The 22,329-nt window shown below is 29.8% G+C and carries 24 protein-coding genes and 1 tRNA gene; 14 read left to right on the top strand and 11 right to left on the bottom strand.

The annotated features are described in order from the left end of the window. Positions 1-82: 82 nt before the first annotated feature. From J3E06_RS05740 to J3E06_RS05765, 6 genes are all read right to left on the bottom strand, one after another. Positions 83-952, bottom strand: coding sequence for an Mrp/NBP35 family ATP-binding protein (locus J3E06_RS05740; protein WP_013179668.1), 870 nt, complete (start codon positions 950-952; stop codon positions 83-85). Positions 953-1,253: 301 nt separating this feature from the next. After that, positions 1,254-1,646 (bottom strand): Zn-ribbon domain-containing OB-fold protein, encoded by a 393-nt coding sequence (locus J3E06_RS05745; protein WP_013179669.1) that lies wholly within the window; start codon positions 1,644-1,646, stop codon positions 1,254-1,256. 126 nt (positions 1,647-1,772) lie between these two features. Then, positions 1,773-2,951: a thiolase domain-containing protein gene (locus tag J3E06_RS05750; protein ID WP_013179670.1), complete on the bottom strand. Its 1,179-nt coding sequence runs from the start codon at positions 2,949-2,951 to the stop codon at positions 1,773-1,775. A 163-nt stretch (positions 2,952-3,114) separates the two neighbouring features. After that, entirely contained in the window at positions 3,115-4,164 is a 1,050-nt protein-coding gene (locus tag J3E06_RS05755; protein ID WP_013179671.1) for a hydroxymethylglutaryl-CoA synthase, read from the bottom strand. A 280-nt stretch (positions 4,165-4,444) separates the two neighbouring features. Next, positions 4,445-5,137: a helix-turn-helix domain-containing protein gene (locus J3E06_RS05760; RefSeq protein ID WP_013179672.1), complete on the bottom strand. Its 693-nt coding sequence runs from the start codon at positions 5,135-5,137 to the stop codon at positions 4,445-4,447. Between the two features lie 389 nt (positions 5,138-5,526). After that, the gene (locus J3E06_RS05765; protein ID WP_013179673.1) at positions 5,527-6,306 is read right to left on the bottom strand and encodes a 4-phosphopantoate--beta-alanine ligase; all 780 of its coding nucleotides are present in this window, start codon (positions 6,304-6,306) and stop codon (positions 5,527-5,529) included. A gap of 467 nt (positions 6,307-6,773) precedes the next feature. Here J3E06_RS05765 and rplJ point away from each other — a divergent pair, with 467 nt between their 5' ends. Beyond that, a complete protein-coding gene (gene rplJ, locus J3E06_RS05770) occupies positions 6,774-7,295 on the top strand; it encodes a 50S ribosomal protein L16 (protein ID WP_013179674.1) in 522 nt (173 codons plus the stop codon). A 211-nt stretch (positions 7,296-7,506) separates the two neighbouring features. Here the strand turns inward: rplJ and purQ are convergent, their stop codons facing one another. The 3 genes from purQ to J3E06_RS05785 all read right to left on the bottom strand — a co-directional run bounded on the left by purQ (position 7,507) and on the right by J3E06_RS05785 (position 9,517). Next, positions 7,507-8,184 carry a phosphoribosylformylglycinamidine synthase I gene (purQ, locus tag J3E06_RS05775; RefSeq protein ID WP_013179675.1) on the bottom strand — a complete coding sequence of 226 codons (678 nt, stop codon included), beginning with the start codon at positions 8,182-8,184 and terminating at the stop codon, positions 7,507-7,509. Between the two features lie 245 nt (positions 8,185-8,429). Then, positions 8,430-8,503 (bottom strand) — tRNA-Arg (locus J3E06_RS05780). A 303-nt stretch (positions 8,504-8,806) separates the two neighbouring features. Beyond that, positions 8,807-9,517 carry a (5-formylfuran-3-yl)methyl phosphate synthase gene (locus tag J3E06_RS05785; protein WP_013179676.1) on the bottom strand — a complete coding sequence of 237 codons (711 nt, stop codon included), beginning with the start codon at positions 9,515-9,517 and terminating at the stop codon, positions 8,807-8,809. 817 nt (positions 9,518-10,334) lie between these two features. Here J3E06_RS05785 and J3E06_RS05790 point away from each other — a divergent pair. The 4 genes from J3E06_RS05790 (at position 10,335) to J3E06_RS05805 (ending at position 15,572) form a co-directional block, all read left to right on the top strand. Then, a complete protein-coding gene (locus tag J3E06_RS05790; protein ID WP_048187041.1) occupies positions 10,335-11,591 on the top strand; it encodes a cation:proton antiporter in 1,257 nt (418 codons plus the stop codon). Positions 11,592-11,920: 329 nt separating this feature from the next. Beyond that, on the top strand, positions 11,921-13,531 hold the full coding sequence (locus J3E06_RS05795) for a nucleotide sugar dehydrogenase (RefSeq protein WP_013179678.1): 1,611 nt from the start codon (positions 11,921-11,923) through the stop codon (positions 13,529-13,531). Between the two features lie 465 nt (positions 13,532-13,996). Beyond that, on the top strand, positions 13,997-14,629 hold the full coding sequence (locus tag J3E06_RS05800) for a hypothetical protein (RefSeq protein WP_013179679.1): 633 nt from the start codon (positions 13,997-13,999) through the stop codon (positions 14,627-14,629). A 55-nt stretch (positions 14,630-14,684) separates the two neighbouring features. Continuing rightward, positions 14,685-15,572 (top strand): tyrosine-type recombinase/integrase, encoded by an 888-nt coding sequence (locus tag J3E06_RS05805; RefSeq protein ID WP_013179680.1) that lies wholly within the window; start codon positions 14,685-14,687, stop codon positions 15,570-15,572. Here the strand turns inward: J3E06_RS05805 and J3E06_RS05810 are convergent. Both J3E06_RS05810 and J3E06_RS05815 read right to left on the bottom strand, forming a co-directional pair. Beyond that, complete coding sequence (locus J3E06_RS05810; protein ID WP_013179681.1) at positions 15,563-17,011, bottom strand: hypothetical protein; 1,449 nt, start codon at positions 17,009-17,011, stop codon at positions 15,563-15,565. The genes J3E06_RS05805 and J3E06_RS05810 overlap by 10 nt on opposite strands. A 295-nt stretch (positions 17,012-17,306) precedes the next feature. Next, the gene (locus J3E06_RS05815) at positions 17,307-17,720 is read right to left on the bottom strand and encodes a winged helix-turn-helix transcriptional regulator (protein WP_013179682.1); all 414 of its coding nucleotides are present in this window, start codon (positions 17,718-17,720) and stop codon (positions 17,307-17,309) included. A 287-nt stretch (positions 17,721-18,007) separates the two neighbouring features. Here J3E06_RS05815 and J3E06_RS05820 point away from each other — a divergent pair, with 287 nt between their 5' ends. From J3E06_RS05820 to J3E06_RS05860, 9 genes are all read left to right on the top strand, one after another. Further along, entirely contained in the window at positions 18,008-18,163 is a 156-nt protein-coding gene (locus tag J3E06_RS05820; protein ID WP_013179683.1) for a DUF2080 family transposase-associated protein, read from the top strand. Further along, entirely contained in the window at positions 18,164-18,436 is a 273-nt protein-coding gene (locus J3E06_RS05825; protein WP_013179684.1) for a hypothetical protein, read from the top strand. It begins immediately after the preceding gene. 82 nt (positions 18,437-18,518) lie between these two features. Then, positions 18,519-18,971, top strand: coding sequence for a hypothetical protein (locus J3E06_RS05830; protein ID WP_013179685.1), 453 nt, complete (start codon positions 18,519-18,521; stop codon positions 18,969-18,971). 9 nt (positions 18,972-18,980) lie between these two features. Further along, on the top strand, positions 18,981-19,394 hold the full coding sequence (locus tag J3E06_RS05835; RefSeq protein WP_013179686.1) for a hypothetical protein: 414 nt from the start codon (positions 18,981-18,983) through the stop codon (positions 19,392-19,394). Positions 19,395-19,422: 28 nt separating this feature from the next. Next, positions 19,423-20,763: a zinc ribbon domain-containing protein gene (locus tag J3E06_RS05840; RefSeq protein ID WP_013179687.1), complete on the top strand. Its 1,341-nt coding sequence runs from the start codon at positions 19,423-19,425 to the stop codon at positions 20,761-20,763. Beyond that, positions 20,741-21,076, top strand: coding sequence for a hypothetical protein (locus tag J3E06_RS05845; RefSeq protein ID WP_013179688.1), 336 nt, complete (start codon positions 20,741-20,743; stop codon positions 21,074-21,076). The genes J3E06_RS05840 and J3E06_RS05845 overlap by 23 nt, the downstream gene beginning before the upstream one ends. Before the next feature lie 180 nt (positions 21,077-21,256). Next, the gene (locus tag J3E06_RS05850; RefSeq protein WP_013179689.1) at positions 21,257-21,514 is read left to right on the top strand and encodes a hypothetical protein; all 258 of its coding nucleotides are present in this window, start codon (positions 21,257-21,259) and stop codon (positions 21,512-21,514) included. A 1-nt stretch (position 21,515) separates the two neighbouring features. Then, complete coding sequence (locus J3E06_RS05855) at positions 21,516-21,950, top strand: hypothetical protein (RefSeq protein WP_013179690.1); 435 nt, start codon at positions 21,516-21,518, stop codon at positions 21,948-21,950. Positions 21,951-21,962: 12 nt separating this feature from the next. After that, positions 21,963-22,328, top strand: a complete 366-nt coding sequence (locus tag J3E06_RS05860; RefSeq protein WP_013179691.1) for a hypothetical protein — start codon at positions 21,963-21,965, stop codon at positions 22,326-22,328. The last annotated feature ends 1 nt before the right edge of the window (position 22,329 follow it).

Consider the following 22,329-nt stretch of genomic DNA (forward strand, 5'->3'; position numbering starts at 1 on the left):
TATCATATAAAAATAATATACTATAAAAATAAGATAAATATTAATTTAAAAAATATACTAAAAAATAAAATAAATTAAAAGATTATTGTTTTTCAACGATTTTAACGATTTTGTCAACAATCTTTTTAAATTCCTCTGAAGCCTTACAGTCTAATGAAACCATCGGTATACCTTTGTCTGAAGCTTCTCTCGCTTTTACATCTAATGGAATAGGGCCAAGGAAGTTAACGTTTAAAGTTTTTGCAGCCTTTTCACCGCCACCTTTACCAAATACGTCAACTACTTCATCACAATGAGGGCATACGAAGCCACTCATATTTTCAATTAAACCAATGATTTTTATTTCAAGAACTTTCGCTGTACCAACTGATTTTCTTGCATCCATCACTGAAACTTCTTCCGGCGTGGTTACAATTACCATACCATCGATATCAGGTATTGATTGTAATGTTGTTAATTGAATATCTCCAGACCCTGGCGGTGTATCGATTAATAAGAAATCGAGTTCGCCCCAAGCAACATCGCTTAAAAACTGTTTGATAGCACCACTTGCTTTTGGACCTCTCCAAATAATTGGTGAATCCTGGTCAGGTAAAAAGTAGCCTATTGACATTGTTTTTATGCCTTCTTTGGTCATAATTGGCATAATTCCGTTTTCATCGCCGGTAGGTTGTACATTGTGCACACCTAACATTTGAGGGATGTTAGGGCCGTGAATATCGCCGTCAAGTACGCCAACTTTATAACCCATTTGGTTTAATGTAGCTGCAAGGTTTACTGTAACGGTTGATTTACCAACGCCACCTTTACCGCTTACAATAGCTATTTTATGTTTTATTTTGCCCATTTTTTCTCTAATTACTTTGTTTTGCTGTTCCATCATCTTTTTGGTGTCAGAACATTCTGAACTTTGTCCACAAGATTCGCAATTTCCACTGCATTCTTCTGCCATAATTTCACCACATATATTTTGATTTATTTGATTTTTAATCTGATTTTTTAAGTATTATTCTTTATTTTTAATTTAGATAACTTTTTATGAATTTACTATATTTTACTATTTAATAATATCTTTGGTATTATTTAAATATTTAAACTTAAATCATTATGGATATTATTAAATAATATGTCATCTAATATAAACAGTTCCGCAAAAAAAGCATATATGCCAATAATAAAACGTAGAATTAAAAATAAAAAGTAATATTTATTAAAATAATAAATTAAAAAATAATAAATTATTTAGCGTATATTTAGTGAGTAGATGGTACAAATTTATAACCATAGCTAATTATACCAGATTTACCATCTTCTTTAATTTTTCTGAATTCTGTGTGCACAGGCATTCCAATTTCAATTTTATTAATATCACAGTCGATTTGACCTGTTATTTTTGTTCCTTCTTTTAATTCAATGATTCCCACAATATAAGGTGAATTTTTTTCAAAATCCTTAGGTGGTGCTCTCACGATTGAGTATGTGTATACAATACCATCGCCTGAAAGTTGGAAATCTTCCATTTCTCCCTTTCTTCTACATTCTGGGCATACTGTTCTTGATGGGAAGTATACTTTACCGCAAGTTTTACATTTTTTACCGATTAAATTATATCGTTCTTGCATATGTCTCCAAGTTCTAACAACCATTATTCCACCAAATTTTTTTATTTGATATATTTTATTTAATATATTTTAATTTTAATTTTAATTTTAAGTAGTTTTTAATTTTAAGTTTGTTTTAATATCCATTTTAATATATTTCTTAAATCCTAATTATCTGTTGAGTGATAATAAATGTGTACAAACAGTACCGCCGGTACCTCCTACGTTAGCAGTAATACCGTATCCGTTGTTAATTGTACATTGTCTATCTTTACATTCTTTGTCTTGTTTAAGTTGCCAGTAAACTTCTCCAACTTGTCTAATTCCTGTAGCACCTAAAGCGTGTCCAGCAGCTTTTAAACCACCACTTGGGTTAACGCTAACGAATTTATCGTTATCGATTCTTGTTTTTCCTTCTTCTACGAATTTTCCAGCCGTACCTTTTTCACAGAATCCTAAATCTTCGGTTAAAACTAAACCGTTGATTGCAAAACAGTCGTGAACTTCTGCAACGTCCATTTTATCAGCACCAACGCCTGCCATTTTGTAAGCTTGGCTTGAAGCTACTTTCGCAGCGTTAAGTGTAGTCATATTAGTTCTGTCGTGTAATGCAATTGTGTCAGAAGCTTGTGTAAATGCTTTAATGTATATAATATCGTCTTTATCGGCGTAATCTGTTGCTTTATCTGCATCACATACGATAAGTGAAGCAGCACCGTCTGAAACTGGTGAACAGTGTAAGAGTGTTAATGGGTCAGCAACTGGTGAAGCTCCCATAACTTGCTCAACGCTAACTTTTGACCTAAATTGTGCGTATTTATTGTTTACAGCGTTTTCGTGTGCAATAGCACTCCACGTTGATAATTGTTCGAGTGTTAATCCGTATTCGTACATATATCTTTTAGCCATCATTGCGTATAATGAAGGGAATGTCGCACCAACGAAAGCCTCCCATTCTTGGTCTGATGCTGTTGCAATAGCCCCTGTAGGGTCAGCAACGTCAGTCATCTTCTCAACACCGCCAACAAGTACAACATCGTGCTGACCTGCTGCAATTGACATACAAGCGCTTCTTAAAGCTAAGCTACCTGAAGCACAAGCTGCTTCTACTCTTGTACACGGAATAGGGTTTAAACCTGCGTAATCAGCAATTAATGAAGCTGTGTGTTCTTGTCCTACGAATAAACCACCGCTCATTGTACCTACGTACATTGCATCGATATCATTACCGTCTACTTTTGCGTTTTCAATCGCTTTAACGCCTGATTCCACGAGTAATTCTCTGAATGAATTTTCCCATAATTCACCGAATTTAGTTTGACCATATCCTATAATCGCTATATCTTTCATTATTTTCACCTAATAGGTAGGTTTTTTAATTTTATTATATATTATTATATATTATTAATATTTTATTCTAATTTAGTCTAATTTAGTCTAATTTAATTATTATATGTATTATCATTGTCATTTACTATTTTTTCCTTAAATTTTGAATTAAGTCCTAAAATACTTACATTCTAATTTTTTCTCTGTATTTCATGTACACAGCATAGTCAATGTACTTTTTGTGTGCTAATAATGTCTCTGTTGTGATTGCTTTTTCCGCTGCACCTGCTATATTATCCGTAACAGTTATGTCGAAAGCATCGCTACCTGCACCACTACCGTATGAAACCGCAAAAATCCTGTCTCCTGCTTTTGCGTGGTCTAAAATATTTGATAATCCCAAAGGAACAGCTCCTGAGTAAGTGTTTCCTAAGTAAGGAGTCAATAAACCGTATTTCCATTGTTCTTGGTTGAATCCTAATTTTTTAGCTGCATTAATGTAGAATTTACCATTTGGTTGGTGGAAAACACAGTAATCGTAATCAGCTGGTGTAGTACCCATTTTTTCAAACATTCCTTTAGCTGCGTTTAAAACGTGCTTAAAGTAAGCTGGTTCTCCTGTAAATCTACCGCCGTGTTTTGGGTAGTGTTCATGTTCTCTTCTCCAAAAGTCTGGCGTATCTGTTGTAAAAGAGTATGTGCCATTAAATTTTGCCAACATTTCGCTCTTTTTATTACCAATAATGTAAGCTGCACCACCTGCTGCTGCGGTGTATTCTAAAGCATCGCCTGGAGCACCTTGTGCGGTGTCTGAACCTACTGCTAAACCGTACTCAATCATTCCACTACCTACAAGTCCCATACACATTTGTATACCTGCAGTACCTGCTTTACAAGCAAATTCTAAGTCTGCTGCTGTGAAATCAGGTGTAGCACATATTGCTTCCCCAACAATACCTGATGTAGGCTTAACTGCATAGGGGTGGCTTTCACTACCTACGTATATAGCTCCAATTTTTTGAGGGTCGATATTTGCTCTTACAAGTGCTCTTCTTGCAGCTTCTACTGATATTGTAGCCGTATCTTCGTCTGGTCCAGGTACGCTCTTTTCATTTACTATTAAACCTCTTTTAATAGCGTTAGCCTCTTTTCCCCAAACTTTAGCGATTTCTTCAACTTGTATTCTGTATTTTGGTATATGGCTTCCATATCCTACGATACCCACTTCGTTCATTTACTCACCATCATAGTATTTTTAGATTTTTAATTTTTAATTTTTAAGTTCAAATTTTTACAGTATTTATTAATTAATAATAAATTCAATTTTTGCTGAATTTCCAACAAAGTAAACGATATAACAATGTATTTTTAATAAAATATTCAATATTTATTAAAAAAAGCTGAAAACAATAAACAATAGTAATTTATTTTACAATATAAATATTATTATAATTATAGCCATAATTATAATTAGAATTATAACGTATTTATTGTATTGTAAATTATTATCTCGATTATTGACAAGCTTCTTTTAATTTTTTAAGTAAGTCATTTGTATTTAATTCGGTGGTAATTAAGGTAATACCTTCTAATTCGGCCAATTTAATAGCTAATTTATCAAGATTTGATACGCCGTTAAATATTACAACTCTTGGCTTGATGTTGCTGACACGTATCGCAACCATCGGACTCCTACCTGCAGAAACTTCCGTAAATACTAACGCTCTTTCACTCGTCCAGCCATACAAATTAATGAAATCTTGACCATTCATTTCTAAAATAGCCTTTTTACTATCAATAACCGTATGTCCAAATATTTGGTGGCCAATACCAGACTCTCCACAGATAATAGTACCGTCTATCAGTTCCAACATCTTTCCAACAGTTTTGGGATTTTGATACTCTTTTAACTGAAGTATTGCATTCATGGATGTAGGATTTAAGACGTTCTTAAGAGCTTTAATAGTATGCCCACCCTTTTCTTTATCAAGTGATATAAGTGCTTTTACGTATTTTTTAACGATATTTACTCCAGGGTTTTTTCTTCTTCCGACTTCGTAATCACTAATGACTGATGGAGACACTTCCAAGCTTCGAGAAATCTCAACTTGAGGTATGCCAAACATTTCTCTCCATTTTTTCATAGTTTTGCCTATATCGTCGGAATATACTATTTCACCCATAATATGCACAGCTATTTTTTCCATATAACTCTTATACCTAAAAAATAGTATATAAATATTTCGATTTTAAATGTAGAGGTTTTCGATAAATGCCGATGTTAACCTATTCCAGTCATACTTACATCATAATTTTAAATTGTTTTGAAATATAATATTTATTAAAAGTCCCAATAATATGGGATATATTTTATATACTAAGTTTATGAATATATAAAATATTATAAGAAAAATGGGTTTTTAATTTAATTTTATCAAATTTTAAAAAAAATTCTTTAATTTTTTGACTTACATCGGTTAGCAAATTGCCGAAGTATACGCAAATATGTGTATCTTTTTATAAAAAAATAAAAATAAAAAATAAGTATTCTATTTTAAAAATAATGTAATAAAAATAACAACAAAAAATTATGTACTTATTCAGTTGTTATATTATCTGAAATTAATTTTAAAACTTTATTGAGTGCTTTTTTATTATCAAATTCCGAAATCTGTTTTAATTCATTATTTGACAAGTTTTTCTGTTTTAAATTGATTATTTCTTCCGTTAAGAGTGGTATACATCTTGTAAGTTCGTCCACAATTGTTATTGTTGATTTTTGTGCAGTTCTTGAAAGTGGGTTTAAATCGATTGCAATAACTTGTTTTCCCATTTCAACGAGTGCCTCAGCCCTGTCTCCATCTTCTAAAGGTACCAATACAACATCTGCGGTATAAATCCCTGCTTCTGAAACCTTACCTCGTAAATGGTCTACATTCGGCATTTGTTTGTTTGCGTCATCAATTCCAAGTAAGATTATTTTATTGTTTTTGTAGTTTTCATTATTACTTTCGTTTTTCTCGAAAAATTCTTTAATTTTTTGTTCCCTTTCTGTTGTCCTATAAAATAAGTTTACTTCAATTTTACCATTTAATTCGGTAGCTAAATCAATTAATTCATCTTTTGCGAGTGCAATACTATTGCCATTTACTGAAATCACAGGATTTTTGGCAAGTAATAACATTGCAGCACTTGCTTTTATTGCTTCTTCTGCAGCTTTTGGAGTTTTCTCGCCTATTAGGTAGTCGTAAGTTTCTCCCCTACCGTGAGCAATTAAACCGCCTTTTGCGAGTATTCCAGATTCAAAAGCTTCTACGACTTTTCCTCGATTTAATAAAGATTTGTATCTTGGATGTGATTTTGGAACCATTGACATTTGCATCATCTCAAATAATTTTCGTTTTTTTTTAATTTTTAATTTTTAATTTTATTTGTTTTACATCATACTATTTATTTCTTTTTTATAATTTAATTTTAGTATAATGTTTTCTTTGTAATATTTTCGTTGCAATAATCTCATAACACAAATGATAAGATATAAAAATAAGAATGTCATATATATCTTGAAAATGAATTATCTTAAAATTAGTTAAATTTAAATAATTGGCTAAATAATATGATATAGAGCATAATTTTATGATAATTTAATAAAATGATGTATTAATCAAAAAATAAAAATTATATCAATTTATAAGACGATATTAATCGATATTGTTTAAATAATCCACAGATGATTTTTAGGTAAATTATAGAGGTAATCTTTATATATTATTAGATAGATGTATATTATATCATATTTTAAAGACGACTCATTTACTAAAACACGATTATGGAGGAATAATTATGGCACTAAGACCAGGAAGATGTTATAGAGAAATAAACAAGCCTTCTTACACAAGAAAAGAATACGTAAGAGCTGTACCGCAACCAAGAGTAGTTCACTACGTTATGGGTAATACAGCTGCAGAGTTCCCAGTAGAATACCACTTGGTATCAAAAACTGACTGTCAAATCAGACACAATGCATTAGAATCAGCAAGGATTGCTGGTAATAAATTCATTCAAAGAGAATGTGGTAGATTAGGATACAAATTCCACATTAGAGTTTACCCTCACCAAATCTTAAGGGAAAACAAAATGGCTGCAGGAGCTGGTGCGGACAGGATTTCTGACGGTATGAGATTGTCATTCGGTAAAGCTACCGGTACAGCTGCAAGAGTTAGAAAAGGACAAGAAATCATCACCATTTCAACAACCGTTGAAAAAGCAAACATTGCAAAAGAAGCTTTAAGAAGATGTTCAATGAAAATGCCAACACCATGTAAAATTGAACTCAGAAAAGGTAAAGAATTAGTAAAAGATTAATTAAATAACTTTTAAACTAATTTACAACCTACTTTTTTAATATTAGTAAATTAGTAATTACGAATAAAAAAACTGTTTTATAGAATATTTTTACGATTATCAAAAATTTGTTATTTTTAAATTTTAATTTCAATTTGAAAAAAAAAGAATATTATTTTAGTATTTATTTTTTATTTTTTATTTTATAATTTATATATTCTAATTTTAAAATTTATTCAATCATTGATGTAAACATTTTTAAACCATCGTTAGAACCGAGTTCAAGTTCGCTCGCTCTTTCTGGGTGAGGCATTAATAAAACACAGTTTCCAGCTTCATTGCAAACACCTGCGATGTTATCTACTGAACCGTTTGGATTTGCTTCCTCAGTGATGTTTCCTTCAGCATCGCAGTATTTGAATACCACCATATTTTTTTCATACATTTCCTTAACAGTTTCTTCATCTGCGTAAAATTTACCTTCTGCGTGTGCTATTGGGATTTTTAAAACTTGTCCTTTTTTGTATTGCTTTGTAAAAGGTGTTTCGTTGTTTTCCACCTTAATGTAAACCCATTTACAAATAAAGTGAGCACAGTTGTTATCTGTGAGTATACCTTTTGAAAAATTCGCTTCGAGTCCTATTTGTGCACCGTTGCAAATCCCTAAAACAGGTTTGCCATCATTTACCATTTTTCTTAACGAGTCAATGACAGGTGTCTTACTTGAAATTGCACCTGCTCTTAAGTGGTCTCCATATGAAAAACCGCCTGGAATTACTGCACCGCCAAAATTGTCCAAGTTTTGTTCCGTAAACCATACGTATTCAGGTTCTCCTTTTGCCAATTCTACTGCGTGAAATACATCGCCGTCGCAGTTTGTACCTAAGAATTTTATAATTGCTACTTTCATAATTACACCGTGATTTCTGTAATTTTGTACATTAGATTAGTTTATCACATATTATTCTTGAATTAAAATTATATAACTGCATACTTATATAAAAATATATTTCTACAAAGTACTAAAATAAAAGACAAATTAATATGCAAATTAATATGCAAATTTAAAAATAGACTTTTTAAAATAATATTTAAACTTATTATTTAAAATCATATAATAAAAATTATATTATGATATTATAAAAATTTATAAAACGCCCCCGTCGGGATTCGAACCCGAGTCCATGGATCCGCAGTCCACGAGTCTATCCTAACTAGCCTACGAGGGCATATGCAATATACCGTATGTTATTTAAAATCATTAAAAACAAAAACAATATTTAATAACCTACAATCGCTAATATATTGCCTTGTAATCCATTTTATTTAAAGTTTATTGTACTTTATATGACTACAATAAGAAAAATGAATTTATTATGAAGAACTAAATAATAAATAACTATTAAATAACTATTAAATAACTATTAAATAACTATTAAATAACTATTAAATAACTATTAAATAACTATTAAATAAGTATTAAATAAGTATTAAATAATTAATAAATAGATAATAATTATATATTAAATAAATTATTCTCTACATATTTTTACTAATTCTACAACTAAATCTTTCTGGATAGTTCCTTCGTTTCTATCGCCTTTAGTGCAAGCTGCGCCTCTTACACCTACAATATCACAGTTGATTTGTTTTAACATTGGAATTTCTTCTTTTTTAATAGAACCAGCTAATGCTACTTTTAAACCGTATGAATGTGATTCTTCAACGAATTCTTTTAATAAATCAATGCTTAAATGGTCGAATAATGTTTTTCCATCTTTAACAGCGGTATCTAACATTGCAACATCGCAACCGGAATCTCTTGCTACCTTAGGTATTACTAAAGGGTCTACAGCTCCGATTCTGTAAGCATCTGCATAACCAGCTGCTACAACGATTTTATCTTCACCTGCTAATTTAACAGATTTTGAAACATTTTTCATAACTTCGACAGCTTCTTGGTATGACCTTGGTCCCCATAATCCTACTTTTACGTAGTCTGCACCACTCATAGCAGCACCATAAGCTGCTAAACTAACTGTACCTGGTTTAAATGGTACATCACCGATTGCTGCACTAACTAATTTATCTTTTGGGGTTATATCTCTTGTTTCTTTGATTACCCAAGGGAAATTTGCACCCAATGAACCTTCAGGTGGGTTTTTAACATCAATAATGTCTGCACCACCTGCTTCAGCTTCTCTTGCTTCCTCGATATTTTTAGGACTCACGAGTATAATCATGATTTCACCAATATTAACAATTTATTATACGTTTGATATAAGTTTATAATTATATTAAATTTATAATTATTAATTTGTAGCTATGGATAAAATTATTAAAGGATATTTTAAAATTGTTTTGCTGAATAGTATATTATATCATAGTTTTTAAACCTTACTATTTATAAATTATAATATTGAGCAGTTTAATCGCCATCTAATTTCACACTTTTTTACAAGTTTTTGGAATATAATATATTTTGACACAAGTGCTAATTAACTATAAATAGTTTAATGTAGAGTATTATATAATTCTACGAAGTGTAAGAAAACCAGTTTTAAACCACGAATAGACTATAAATTATATTTGGCGGTAAATTTAATGTATAACACGTTATAATAATAAATAATTGCAAATATTTGTTATTATATATTCTAAAATATCGTTAATATAATATATGTGGTCAAAATTAAAAAAAACTGTAAATCATAAGTTCAATAATTTAAAAAATCTTTATTACATATTTAATATATAATCAATCAAAAACTATTTAATAAATGAAAAAATAAACGATTATATGAGTATAATATATAATCAATTTGTAATATTTGGTAATATTTTGTAATTAAACTTTTGTATTATTGAATTACCCGTCTTATATTTAAAATTGGAATAATTATAATAAATAAAATAATACCATACCACTAATAAAATAATACTATAAAAATAACAACAAATTAATTTAATAACTAATTATTTAATCAATTAAACAATTTATGAATCATTAAATTATCAAGTACTTATATATTACTTAGTATATGGATTATGGGTGTTATCATGGATGTTCCGATACTAATCGGTTATATGGCCTTATTATTTGTATTTGGGTCATTTTTAGCCAAAATAGCTGAAAAATTGGGAATCCCGGACATACCGGTACTTCTAACGTTTGGACTTGTAGTAGGTCCATTTTTAGGAATTGTACCAACAATCGATGCTCAGACAGTGTTCGCATTTATCGGTTCTGCAGGTCTTATTATCTTGCTATTGATGGGAGCATTCGAGATGCGATGGATTGTATTAAAAAGAGTATTGAGTACTGTTTTAAGGCTCGATACTATAGGATTAGTCATTTATCTCATTGTTTCAGGATTTATATTTAACCTATTATTCGGAATACCAAATTTTAGCCCCATTGGTTATTTATTTGGAGCTGTGACGAGTGCTACAGACCCTGCCACATTGATACCAATATTTGCAAATTCAGATATTGACCCGAATATTGCGGTCACTTTGGAAGCTGAAAGCGTATTCAATGACCCTTTGGGTATTGTTGCTACATCTTTAATCCTTACGAGTTTAGGGTTTGCAAGTACTGCAAACCCAATTGTTGAATTCTTTACTCTTGCGGTAGGTGGTTTAGGACTTGGCTACCTCGGAGGAAGAGTTTACGAATATATCGTTAAAAATCGAAACTTTGGGGACTATATATCTCCATTAACTATGGGTATTGCATTTTTAATATGGTATATTGGTGAATCATTGATGCCAGGTTTAACCGGGTATGGATTCAGTGGTTATATGGCTGTAGCTATTATGGGCTTATATATCGGTAATGTAGTCACAAAAGACCCCTCTAAAACTGTGGAACTTGATAATTTAGCAGAATTTGGGAACCAGTTATCTGTATTAGTTAGAGTATTGATATTTGTATTTTTAGGTGCAAGTATAGGTTTGGGTGTATTAAAAGAATATGCTTTGATAGGTTCAGTATGTGCATTAGCTGCTTTATTTATCGCAAGACCTATTGGTGTTTTAATAAGTACAGCATACCCCAACATAAATAGCGTTAAAGAAAGGATATATTTTGCTTTAGAAGCACCTCGGGGTGTTGTACCGGCTGCAATGGGTGCTATGATATATTCCAGCATTATGGCGAATCCACATATGATACCTCCAGCAATAGCGGCTTATATGCCACCTGAAGCAATTGCTGGCTCCATATTGGTTACTACTTTCATAACCATATTCTTTAGCGTGATTATAGAAGGTTCTTGGGCATATCGTCTTGCAAACAAGCTTTTTAACGTTTAAATGTTAAAAATAAGTCCTGTAAAAAAGTAATAGGACTTATTAGAAAATAAAAACCGATAACTATAAAAAAATAATGGATAGATGAATTATAGGACTTTATAGACTCAAAATTTAGGATAATTTAAAGAATTTTATAAAATATTAAAGAATGACATATAATATTAGAGATTTATCATATATTTATTAAAAGTTTAAAAATTTATTAAAAGTTTATTAAAAGTTTATTAAAAGATTATTAACCCAAATAATTAATTATTAGATTATTAATCTAATTTATAAAATATATTAGTGTGCATATATGTGGGCAATATAAAATAGTAGGTGATTAAATGGAGGTAGAAAATTCTAATCTTAAGTTGGGCAATAAAGGGGATATAAAGGAATTGAATGAAAATAATGAAGTCTTTTCGAAAAATGTTTCATTAAATAAAATTAACAATATAAATGATTCAAAAAGAATTGAAAGTCTATCTTATAGTATGGGAATTGAAGAAATGGAAGAATTGGAAAATTTAGGAATTGAAGACGTTGGCGTAAATTCAAATGTTAATGAGTTCAAAAAAATTGAAAATTCTGTGATTCGAAACGTAATAAGTGGCACAGAATTAAATTCAGAGATAGACTTGCGTCCAAAACAAGAATTCGAGATTAATGATATATGTGTTGTAGGTCTCGGATATATTGGATTACCTACGGCTTCTATGTTAGCAAATTACAATTATAATGTTTTAGGTGTTGATATTGACCAAAATAAGGTTAATCAAATTAAGAGTGGTAGCTTAAAAATTGAAGAACCTGGTTTATCCACAATTGTAAAAGGTGCAATTAACTCCAAAAACCTAACTGTAAGTACTGAACCAAAGCCTGCAGATGTTTTTATAATTTGCGTACCTACACCTGCCCGTACAAATATTGATGGCTCTAAAAGTTGCGATTTAAAATATATCAATAGTGCCGTTGAAAATATTAGACCTTACGTAAAAGATGGCAATTTAATTATTATCGAAAGTACAATTACGCCTGGAACAACTGAAAAAGTATATAAAGAGCTTAGAAAATCCGTTGATGAAGTTTATGTTGCCCATTGTCCGGAAAGAGTCATACCTGGTAGGATTATAAAAGAATTATCCGGTAATGATAGAATTATTGGCGGTATAAACCAAAAATCTGCGGAAATGGCTAAAAGTATCTATAAATCATTTGTAGAGGGCAATATATATACAACTAACTCCAAAACTGCGGAAATGGTAAAATTAATGGAAAACACGTACAGAGATATTAATATTGCTCTTGCAAATGAATTCTCAAAGATTTGCGATGAAATAGGCGTTAATGTATGGGAAGCTATTAATATAGCAAATAAACATCCTCGTGTTAATATTTTAAATCCTGGTCCGGGCGTTGGAGGTCATTGTATTAGCATAGACCCTTGGTTTATTGTCGAAGTTTCAGATAATGCCAAATTTATCAAATCAGCACGTGAATTAAATGATAATATGCCAAATTTCGTGTTTAAAAAAGTTGAAGACGAATTAAAAGACTATAAAGAAGAATTCAATCTATCAACTAAAGATATGAAAATTTGTATATTTGGCGCAACATACAAAGGAAATGTTGAAGATACGAGAGAAAGCCCTTCTGAAAAGGTTGCAGACTTGTTAATCGATGCAGGATATAAAGTAATGACTTATGACCCTCATGCTGAGTTATTTAAGTATCCACTCTATGATTTAGAGACTTGTGTATTAAATGCGGATTGTATATTAGTTTTAACAGACCACGACGTATTTAAAGAAACTACTGCTGAAAAAATAGAGTTTATGGAATCAAAAATTAGAAATAAACATATTATTGATACTAAAAATATATTAAATCAAGAATTATGGGAAAAATTCGGATTTAAGTATAAATTATTAGGAAATGGTAGATTAGACGAATAAATATTATAAATATCCTATAAAATTAATATTATTTTTTATAATTATTCACAAAATAGTTTGATATTTTTAAAAATAGAGTTTTTTATTTTTATTTTTATTTTTATTTTTTTATTTTTTTCTTGGTAGCATGTCAGATAGTGCTGATATCGTCATCTGTATAAAGTCGTTATAAATTACGGTCTTATACATCAGCGGGGGTAACTGTCATCATCCATATCTCCAAGGTTTATACCAGCTTTTTTAAAGGAAACCGGTTTATCTAAAGCCCCATTTTAGATAATAGCCATAGTGATAACTTCACTATGTTAAATAAAGGCCAGAACGCCGTTATAAAAATATTATTTTTTAATATTTGTCCGACAAAAAGTATACTTTTTTACTAAACACGATTATCCGTAAATACGGATATGTTAATAACTTATATAAATCTATTGCTACCTTACAGTTTTTTTAGAGGTGATAGCAATGCCTAAGATGTCATTTTACATGGTCGATGACAATGAGAAAGAACACTTTAAAAAGTTAGCAAGAAATATGGGTTTCAGTAGCATTTCCACATATGCAAAGTTTGCAATGGAATTCACAAATAAACAATACCCTCATTATATGGATTTATTAGCCCTAATGAATAGAATTGACTACAAATTAGATTTAATTAAAGTAGAAAATCCAAATAAACAAAATATAAACTCATACAATAATCAAAACCAAATAAATAGGGAAAGAGAACAAAGAAGTCCAAGCTATAACTATGAAGATATAGACAATATCTTACCTGAAAATCAGGAAGACGTAAACAAAATAACGGAATTAATAAATAATAGTATATCGGGTTCAAACGTCTTAAAATTAAAAAGTAATCTTTTAAAACTTCTAAACACCGAACCGGACAAATGGTGGTCTTTTAAAAACATATTAGAATATCTAAACATTGATAATAACTTAAAACAAAAAGAATTTAGAATACTTTTAGAAAGAGACAGAGAATTCAACGCATTAGTTGAACGTAGTATCGGGCAAGATAGAAATACTTACTTTAAATTACGAGATGAAATGATACCACTTAACGAAGAATACGAAATAATAGCGATTAATTAGCGAATAAAATATTATAAAATAGAAAATAGTTAAAAATTAAGTTTTAGGTGGTATAATGAACGAAGAATCAAGGAATTTAGCAAATAGATATTTAAACTTTTTATCTGCACGAAGTAAGGACACTTTAAAAAGTTATCGAGCTTCATTAAATATTTTTATGAACTTTTTCCAGGAAAAAAGTTGGGAAACTATAACCATCGACGATGCGTTATTTTTCTATAATAACTATCGAAGTCATAATGGAAAACCAATTCAAATAAGTACAACGATTAGACGTTTAACAGACGTTAACCGTTTTTATGAATGGGCAATTGAAAATAAATATTTAATAAATAATCCTTTAAAGCTCTATGTAAGGACTTTAAGACCTCAGTTAAAAGAAAGGCAATGTTTAAGTAAAAATCAAGCTAAACTATTACTTTCAAAAATCGAAGACTATCATTATTACATATTTACATTATTTCTTATAAAAACAGGCGTACGTATAAGTGAATTCATAAACATTTCGTTAAATGATATGGATTTATCGGATAGGTCGATTATAATCAAGAGCGGGAAAGGAAACAAGGACAGATACGTATTCATTGATGATGAATTATTACTTCACATAAAGCAATATTTAAAATATAGAGAATTTTTAAATCCTAAAATAGATAGATTGTTTTTAACTAAAGGAGGTTATAAACTTTCGGAGGGTCAAATATCTGATTATAGAAGATATTTAAGAACAATCTCGAAAGATATTTTAAATATTATTGTAACTCCTCACGTACTACGCCATACATTTGGTACATTAGCCTGTGAAAGCAATATGAATATTGAAATATTATCTAAAATAATGGGTCATGCAAACGTTAACACGACAATGACGTACATACACTCAAGTAAGGAGTTTAGAAAAAAAGAGTTTTTAAGAGTAATGAATAATAAAGATTATCTATAACCACTATCTTTTTTATACTCTTCAAATACCATTTTACCGAAATCAGAGATTTTATAAGATGTTTTATTACTAAAAATACTTTTATTATGCGTTTTATAATTTATTAGTTCAAGAGTTAACAGCGTATTTATCATATCTGTTTTTAATCTATTATTTAAGACGTATCTAGAAATTTCACTATTTGATAGATAATCATCAAGTTCATACATGTTATTAAGTAATTTATAGTAGCTTATATCATCCAATAGTTTATAAAATATCGTATAGTCTTTTAATAACTCAAAATCTTCCCGAGATATCATTTTATAAATTTTCGATTTATTCACTGCATAAACAAATCTTCCAAGTTTTGTTATTTTATACTTTTTACCAAAAGTACCCCTTGAAGTTACTAATTTTTTATTTTCACAATCCAATACAGCGTATTTGGCAGGCGTTCCTAATTTTTTACATTCTTTGTTAAAATTAGAGGATTTTAATTCTCCTTTTTCATATAATACCCTAAGTGCTGTAAATTCATTAACTGGTATTTGGTCTCCAGTGTACCATTTTAAATCTGGTTTATATACTGGTTCTTTTTCATTTTTTTCATTTTTTTCTTTAATGATTTTTATATTTTCCTTACTTTTTGACGTTTTATTAATATTTAAAAATTCCTTAAATTGTTTGGTACTTTCTAAGTTATCTATTTTTGGTGTTATTTGAGGTTTTGGTTCTTCTACGGGTTCAGATTCTGTATTAGAATTAATATTTTCAAGAATTTCCTTTTCTTTTTTAGATTTAATGTTAATTTCATACGCTTTATATGTTTTATTCAAAAATCTAAGAATATCGAGGGGCTGTTCCACTTCATAACTTTCATAAGCTGTAGGGTACAATGAAATATACTTTATATCCTTTAAAGGTGTTAAAAACACGTATTCAGGAGCTTCAGGCGTTCCACTTAAGCCCATAGCTATAAAGACTCTTTTATTTTCTTTCATCTCGATAGCTCTATATCTATCCATTTGGTCTTTACTTTTGGCCCATTTATACATACTACCGTACAATTCACTTCTAAATTTACATTCGACATAAAATTCTTCGCCTGTTTTCCTATTCCTAAACATAAAATCAGGATTTAAAGAACTTTCTACAAATCTACTGTTATTCTGTTCATAGTCTGGAGTTTTATGCAGTAAATCAAAATATTCTTTGGGGAATAGTACATTTTCCACATATTTTTCAAATAACTTACCTTTATCAAAACTATTCATACTCTCGTTAGTTTCTTTTTCCTTTTTTAAGTCATTTGGGACTTTTTTAGTCGTATTTTCACTATAAACAGTTTTATTGGATTGTGCATTTTTTGCATTTTTTATAAGATTTTCTCGATATTTTTTATTTTTACGACATTTATCTTCTGGGAGTTCCAATACATCTTTTATTAATTTAAACATAACAATCAGTCCATAATATTTTTAGTTTCATTCATTCTCAAATATTCATTATCGAATTATATAATTATGTTGACAAAAAAATATAAATATATGTATCACTAATTCAAAAGGTTTTAAACGTTTTTAGTACAATAACTATATAATTTGTATCTGAAACTATAAAAAATGTAGCATTTTGAAATTATGTAATAAAGAATGATGAAAAAAATTAGATGATTGAAATTAATTTTTATATTGAAACTAAAATTTAAGTTTAAACTAAAAACATTATCATTATTATTTAAAATAGGCCTATTTATTTTTTTATTACGATATCGTGTGAATTTGTTATAATCGTGTTATCGCCTTGTATATTACTGCTGTAATTACTGTTTACCATTTCGTTGTTATTATTCTTAGCATTATTATTTTTATTATTTTTATTTTTATTAAAATCCTTTTCAATGTCTAACAAATGTTTATATCGTTCGTAAGTCTCTATTCCCTTGGGGGTTAATTTATAGTACCGTTTAGGTAATATGTAGTCTGAATTATCTTCTCTTTTTGAAACTAATTCGTATTTTTCCATTTCAGTTAATAAAAGGCTCAATGTACTTTTATCAATCTTCGATATTTTTTGAATTTCTGAAAAATAAGGTTCTTCTTCAGCTTCATACAATATCTTTAAAATGCTAAATGTATGCTTTTTATTTAATAATTTTTTAAACATTTTAACACCAAAATTTTAATCCTACGTTTTTATTCTTTTTATTACGGATTAATCTTTCATTACTTTTTGATATTTTATAAATATATAGTTATTTGTAAATTTTAGTTAATAAGCATATGTTTGTATAAAAATAACTATTTTTAAAAAAATTAATATTTGTAAAATTATTATCGTTTGTTTTAAACCAAAAAGGTTAAATACTTGTATCATCTTAATTATTATTGTTGGTAAATATACAAACGATGATATATTAACCAACTAACATAATACCAAAAAAGAGGTGAGATATGAAAACTGAAGAAATAAGACCCAAGGTATTCGAGGGAACAATAAAAGAATGGGGCAATTCAGCGAGATTCTCAATGAAAAAGGAGTACGTCGGAAAAAGGGCAATACTCGTAATAGTTGAGGATGAAGAAAACCAAAAAGGACGGATTGATTAAATGTACCCGTTAGTTAAGAAATCTGGACGTACACGAGAGTATGAAGTTATAGATTGTCAAGGTTCAGAAAATGCACAAGTTAAAATATATAGCCACGACTTTAAGGAAGTTTCAATCGGCAATTATGTAAAAAATAAATTTTTAGTCCGAGATACTGAATTAAATGAGTTATTTATTTTAAAAACTAAAAATAGTCAAATTTTCAAAGGCGATATTCTTGAAATATTCTTTATGAATGGAGAATATCAAATTAATAAGATAAATAGTCAATAATTATCAAAAAAATAATGAATTATAAACTAAAATACAAAATAAAATAACGAAATTAACAAAAAATAATGCAAAAGGTGCAAATATGAGATTGAACGAAAATAAAGCGGAATTTTTTGGAAAATCATTCGGTAATTCTGTAACTTTAATCGTGGAAAAAGGAAAAGATAAGAACGAAAAAACAGGAAAATATGACATTTACAATGAAGACAAAGAGGGTACAGTTACCTTATTTTTAGATATGGTAAAGTCATTCGAGAGCAACGGAAAAACAAAATACATAGCAAACATTCCAATATCAATGATTTCTGAATTAGTGAATGAAAGAGAAAAGAACGAAGAATTTAAGAAATTTTTCGATAAATGTGCATCAAATGGTAAAATTTGGGAAATCATCAAATTGATAAATCAAGGAGTTACAGAAAGTGCCATCGATTTAGTGGCAAAAGATTTAGGAATCTCTAAAGAACTTGTTAATAAAGCTTACGAGCTTGTAAAAGACTATTCAAAGGAACACAACAATAAACAAAATGCTTAGGTGGGTTAAATGGCTACGATTGATTTAAAATCCATTCCAAGACCTGCACGAATTAATTTAGGTTATGGCTCTGCTACTGCCTATCCTTTTATTGCCGAAGATGACGAAGAAACTAAGATTATAAACGCATTTGACCCTGATAGAAGCGGTTATGTTGTAATTAGGTCGTATGCAAACTGTGTTTCAAAGGAAAAAACCAAAGAAGTTTATTTATCATACATTGATTTCTTAAAAATGGTTAAAGCCTACGAAGAAAACAACGATTTCCGAAATTCCGTATTAGTCGGTTATGAAAAAGCAGTTTTAAAAGAATTGAGACGATTAAAAGCCACTGGTGTGGGATTTGACAGTCTTAGAAAAATTGCGAACGATTTGGGAGTTAGTGAAGTTAAAGTAATGGAAATATTTTCAGAAGATGAATAAAGATGAATAAACGGTCTTGGGCGGTAAAATGAGCGTTAATATTAACAAAATTAAATTTGACGATGGTTACGCTAAGAAATATGATAAAAGGATAGTAATTGATAGAGTTTATGTATCTATACAATGTCCTTTTTTATTTTCAGTTTTAGGTAATGGATTTAATAAAACTATTTACGAGAACTTAAAGAAGAATTATCCGCAATTCGTCCAAAGAATAACTGAAAAAAAGAACGGGGGTAAAACTGGAGACTTTCACTTTAGGATACCCGTAGAAGTTTGGGAAGACGGAAAACTTGAATCTAACTTGCAAGGTGAAGAAATAGCTTCTATTTCAATAAGTTTCAGACAACCGCACGTAGCAAGGGGTTATTTCAATATGAACCGGCTTTATATGCACGAACACGGTTTAAATCCTTATAATTCATCATACCGAGATGATAATGTATTGCCGATTTCAATAAGGGAAGATAAAAACAATACACTACTAAAAGAGTATTCAAGATTGTTTATAAATCGAATAGATGAATATAAACGTGAATACAATTATTATCTAAAAGAATTATTTGGTATTGATATTGAAAAACTTAAAAGAGACCTTGATAGGGTAGAAATGACATATGACAAGCTCATTGAGGTATCTGTTCAAAGTGCGGAGGTTTGTGTTGAATGGTTGAATTGTGAAAGTTTGCAATTTAATTATATCACTGAAGCGAGAAGAAATAACTATTTAAAGGTTTATGGCGACCTTACCCAAACGGAGTATTACACATCCCCCAAAAAAGGAAACAAGGTTCAATTTAAACGATATCAAAAAGGGGCAGGTATAAATCGTCACGAATTTACGTGGCATTCTGAGCTCTCTCGACAGTGGATAGTTGAAGATATCCGATACTTACCACTTAGCATATTTGAGGGGGTTAATGAAAGTTATGCCCATTTTGGATTTGATTTTGAGACTATGCGACCTTTAAAATTATCCGGCGAAAGTGTCCTACAAGATTATGCGGATTGGTGGAGATTACCCCTTGATTATGTTAAAACAGTGCTTTACGGCAAATCTTACGTTTTAAAATTCGATAGAAATTCCAAAGGAGTCCGAGAACGGTTAAAATCAAAAGGTTTAATCGTGCCACTTGAAAAGGAATTGGGTGGTAAGCGTGGCCTTTGGCGTTGGAGTGATACGGTACAAAAAATAAGGTTATCCCTACAAGGGTGCTATGTTTGCCCAGTTTGTAATAGCGTAATGAGATACGACGAAACGAAGCATAGGCACGTTTGCGAACACTGTGGACGAGTCGATGACCATTCAATATGGCAATTAGGGGATGACCAATTAGAGGAAGAATATGGAAATAATAGCCAACAATAAATGTATTTTAAGTAATAACTTAGAATTTGGGCGTTCGGTTAGATTTGTAAGCGACTCTTTAAAACAAATTGCACATAGAAGAGCCAACTATTTGATAAATAAAGAAGATACGCCCTTACCTCAAAAAATAATCTACAAAGGATATAGTTTTCCTGCAACAGTCGATTTATGCGTGCCAACGAGACAAGGTAATAACTTAGGTCTTGAAATTTTAGGTAAGATTGACGGCTGGAATTATGTTATAATTTCCCAAAGACCTAAAGATTATGATTTAAGAACAAATCCGGTAGTTTGGGAAGAATTAAAACTTTAATTTCTAATTAATTCCTGTTTAATTTCTAATTAACTATAATATTTATTTATAATTATTTTAACTTAGTTTTAGCGATTTATTGATTAAATTATCAATTAATTATCAATTAATTATTAAATAATACTTTTAAAAACCGTTATTAATTTTTTAACAAATATTTGTATTTCAATGAGGTTAAAAATGGAGATTGTGAAGAATTACGATAGTACAATTGTAAAAACAAACTCTAAATGGGATTATTATTTTGGAAATCTCACAGAAGAACAGCAAAAAGAAATTTTTGATAAATTATTCAAAGATTTAATTGAAAGAAATTTAATCGGTGAAAAATCCGAACCAGTGGGAATAATAGAACTATTCGGAGCTTTTGGAGATAAATGCAACGATGAAGTAGAATTATCTTTAAAAATGACTGACGAAGAATTTTGGAGGTTTTAAAATGAGTAATTGGTTTAGATTAGAAAAAGATAGTACACAATATAATACAGCTAAAGAATATTTGCAAACTAAACAAGATATCGAAGAAAAAGCAAAGGAATATGGTAAAAAACACATCGGGAACGACTGTTCTTACTGCTATAAAAATTACGGATTAGCGTTTTGGATTACTGGATTTAGTGCATCTGAAAGTCCTAACGACCACAGGCTTTTTAATGACGAGTATGTGCCAATTAAAGGAACGACTTGCTACGAAGAATTTAACGGAATCCCATCTATTTCCATAGAAAAAATGTTTGAAATACAGGATGGCTTAAATATCTCAAAAAGTGTAGTCTATAGGCCAGGATTTAGTCAAATTGAAGATGAAATTTATATTAAAATAGATTCGCAGTATTTGACATCAAAAGAAGGTTATATTGTAGAAAATTGGTAATAGGTGAAAAAGATGAGATACACCCGTAAAAATTTAGCTCAAATTAACAAGGATATTTTAAAACTTGGAGCAAAACTTAACGAAATGGGCTACAATGTAGTAGTTAACACTAAAGAAATAGTGTATTCAATCGATTTATATTTTAAAGGAGCCACTTGTTCAGAATTAGAAATATTACCTAACGGAATGGGATTTAACAAGATGACCTCAATCGATTTATTACTTACAAGCCCAACCATTACAGAAGTTAGGGCTGAAGAACTTTACAAAATTTTAGAAATCGTCGAAAAAATCTACCCTGCAAATGTGCTTTACGCATCTTTTCAATCTTGGTATACCACTGAAGAATACAATAACATAGAATGGATTAACGGTTAGG

Source organism: Methanococcus voltae (genome assembly GCF_024807655.1).
In the GTDB taxonomy this organism is placed as follows: Archaea; AGJL01; Methanococci; order Methanococcales; family Methanococcaceae; genus Methanococcus; species Methanococcus voltae_D.

Excerpts from the sequence above, each read along its gene's own strand:
- J3E06_RS05810 (WP_013179681.1), bottom strand. The coding sequence starts at position 17,011 with ATGTTTAAATTAATAAAAGATGTATTGGAACTCCCAGAAGATAAATGT.
- J3E06_RS05750 (WP_013179670.1), bottom strand. The coding sequence starts at position 2,951 with ATGAAAGATATAGCGATTATAGGATATGGTCAAACTAAATTCGGTGAA.
- J3E06_RS05745 (WP_013179669.1), bottom strand. The coding sequence starts at position 1,646 with ATGGTTGTTAGAACTTGGAGACATATGCAAGAACGATATAATTTAATC.
- J3E06_RS05840 (WP_013179687.1), top strand. The coding sequence starts at position 19,423 with ATGAGCGTTAATATTAACAAAATTAAATTTGACGATGGTTACGCTAAG.
- J3E06_RS05795 (WP_013179678.1), top strand. The coding sequence starts at position 11,921 with ATGGAGGTAGAAAATTCTAATCTTAAGTTGGGCAATAAAGGGGATATA.
- rplJ (WP_013179674.1), top strand. The coding sequence starts at position 6,774 with ATGGCACTAAGACCAGGAAGATGTTATAGAGAAATAAACAAGCCTTCT.
- J3E06_RS05760 (WP_013179672.1), bottom strand. The coding sequence starts at position 5,137 with ATGGAAAAAATAGCTGTGCATATTATGGGTGAAATAGTATATTCCGAC.
- J3E06_RS05820 (WP_013179683.1), top strand. The coding sequence starts at position 18,008 with ATGAAAACTGAAGAAATAAGACCCAAGGTATTCGAGGGAACAATAAAA.
- J3E06_RS05790 (WP_048187041.1), top strand. The coding sequence starts at position 10,335 with ATGGATGTTCCGATACTAATCGGTTATATGGCCTTATTATTTGTATTT.
- J3E06_RS05785 (WP_013179676.1), bottom strand. The coding sequence starts at position 9,517 with ATGATTATACTCGTGAGTCCTAAAAATATCGAGGAAGCAAGAGAAGCT.
- J3E06_RS05815 (WP_013179682.1), bottom strand. The coding sequence starts at position 17,720 with ATGTTTAAAAAATTATTAAATAAAAAGCATACATTTAGCATTTTAAAG.
- J3E06_RS05845 (WP_013179688.1), top strand. The coding sequence starts at position 20,741 with ATGGAAATAATAGCCAACAATAAATGTATTTTAAGTAATAACTTAGAA.
- J3E06_RS05800 (WP_013179679.1), top strand. The coding sequence starts at position 13,997 with ATGCCTAAGATGTCATTTTACATGGTCGATGACAATGAGAAAGAACAC.
- J3E06_RS05855 (WP_013179690.1), top strand. The coding sequence starts at position 21,516 with ATGAGTAATTGGTTTAGATTAGAAAAAGATAGTACACAATATAATACA.
- J3E06_RS05765 (WP_013179673.1), bottom strand. The coding sequence starts at position 6,306 with ATGTCAATGGTTCCAAAATCACATCCAAGATACAAATCTTTATTAAAT.
- J3E06_RS05850 (WP_013179689.1), top strand. The coding sequence starts at position 21,257 with ATGGAGATTGTGAAGAATTACGATAGTACAATTGTAAAAACAAACTCT.
- J3E06_RS05830 (WP_013179685.1), top strand. The coding sequence starts at position 18,519 with ATGAGATTGAACGAAAATAAAGCGGAATTTTTTGGAAAATCATTCGGT.
- J3E06_RS05835 (WP_013179686.1), top strand. The coding sequence starts at position 18,981 with ATGGCTACGATTGATTTAAAATCCATTCCAAGACCTGCACGAATTAAT.
- J3E06_RS05755 (WP_013179671.1), bottom strand. The coding sequence starts at position 4,164 with ATGAACGAAGTGGGTATCGTAGGATATGGAAGCCATATACCAAAATAC.
- J3E06_RS05805 (WP_013179680.1), top strand. The coding sequence starts at position 14,685 with ATGAACGAAGAATCAAGGAATTTAGCAAATAGATATTTAAACTTTTTA.
- J3E06_RS05860 (WP_013179691.1), top strand. The coding sequence starts at position 21,963 with ATGAGATACACCCGTAAAAATTTAGCTCAAATTAACAAGGATATTTTA.
- J3E06_RS05825 (WP_013179684.1), top strand. The coding sequence starts at position 18,164 with ATGTACCCGTTAGTTAAGAAATCTGGACGTACACGAGAGTATGAAGTT.
- purQ (WP_013179675.1), bottom strand. The coding sequence starts at position 8,184 with ATGAAAGTAGCAATTATAAAATTCTTAGGTACAAACTGCGACGGCGAT.
- J3E06_RS05740 (WP_013179668.1), bottom strand. The coding sequence starts at position 952 with ATGGCAGAAGAATGCAGTGGAAATTGCGAATCTTGTGGACAAAGTTCA.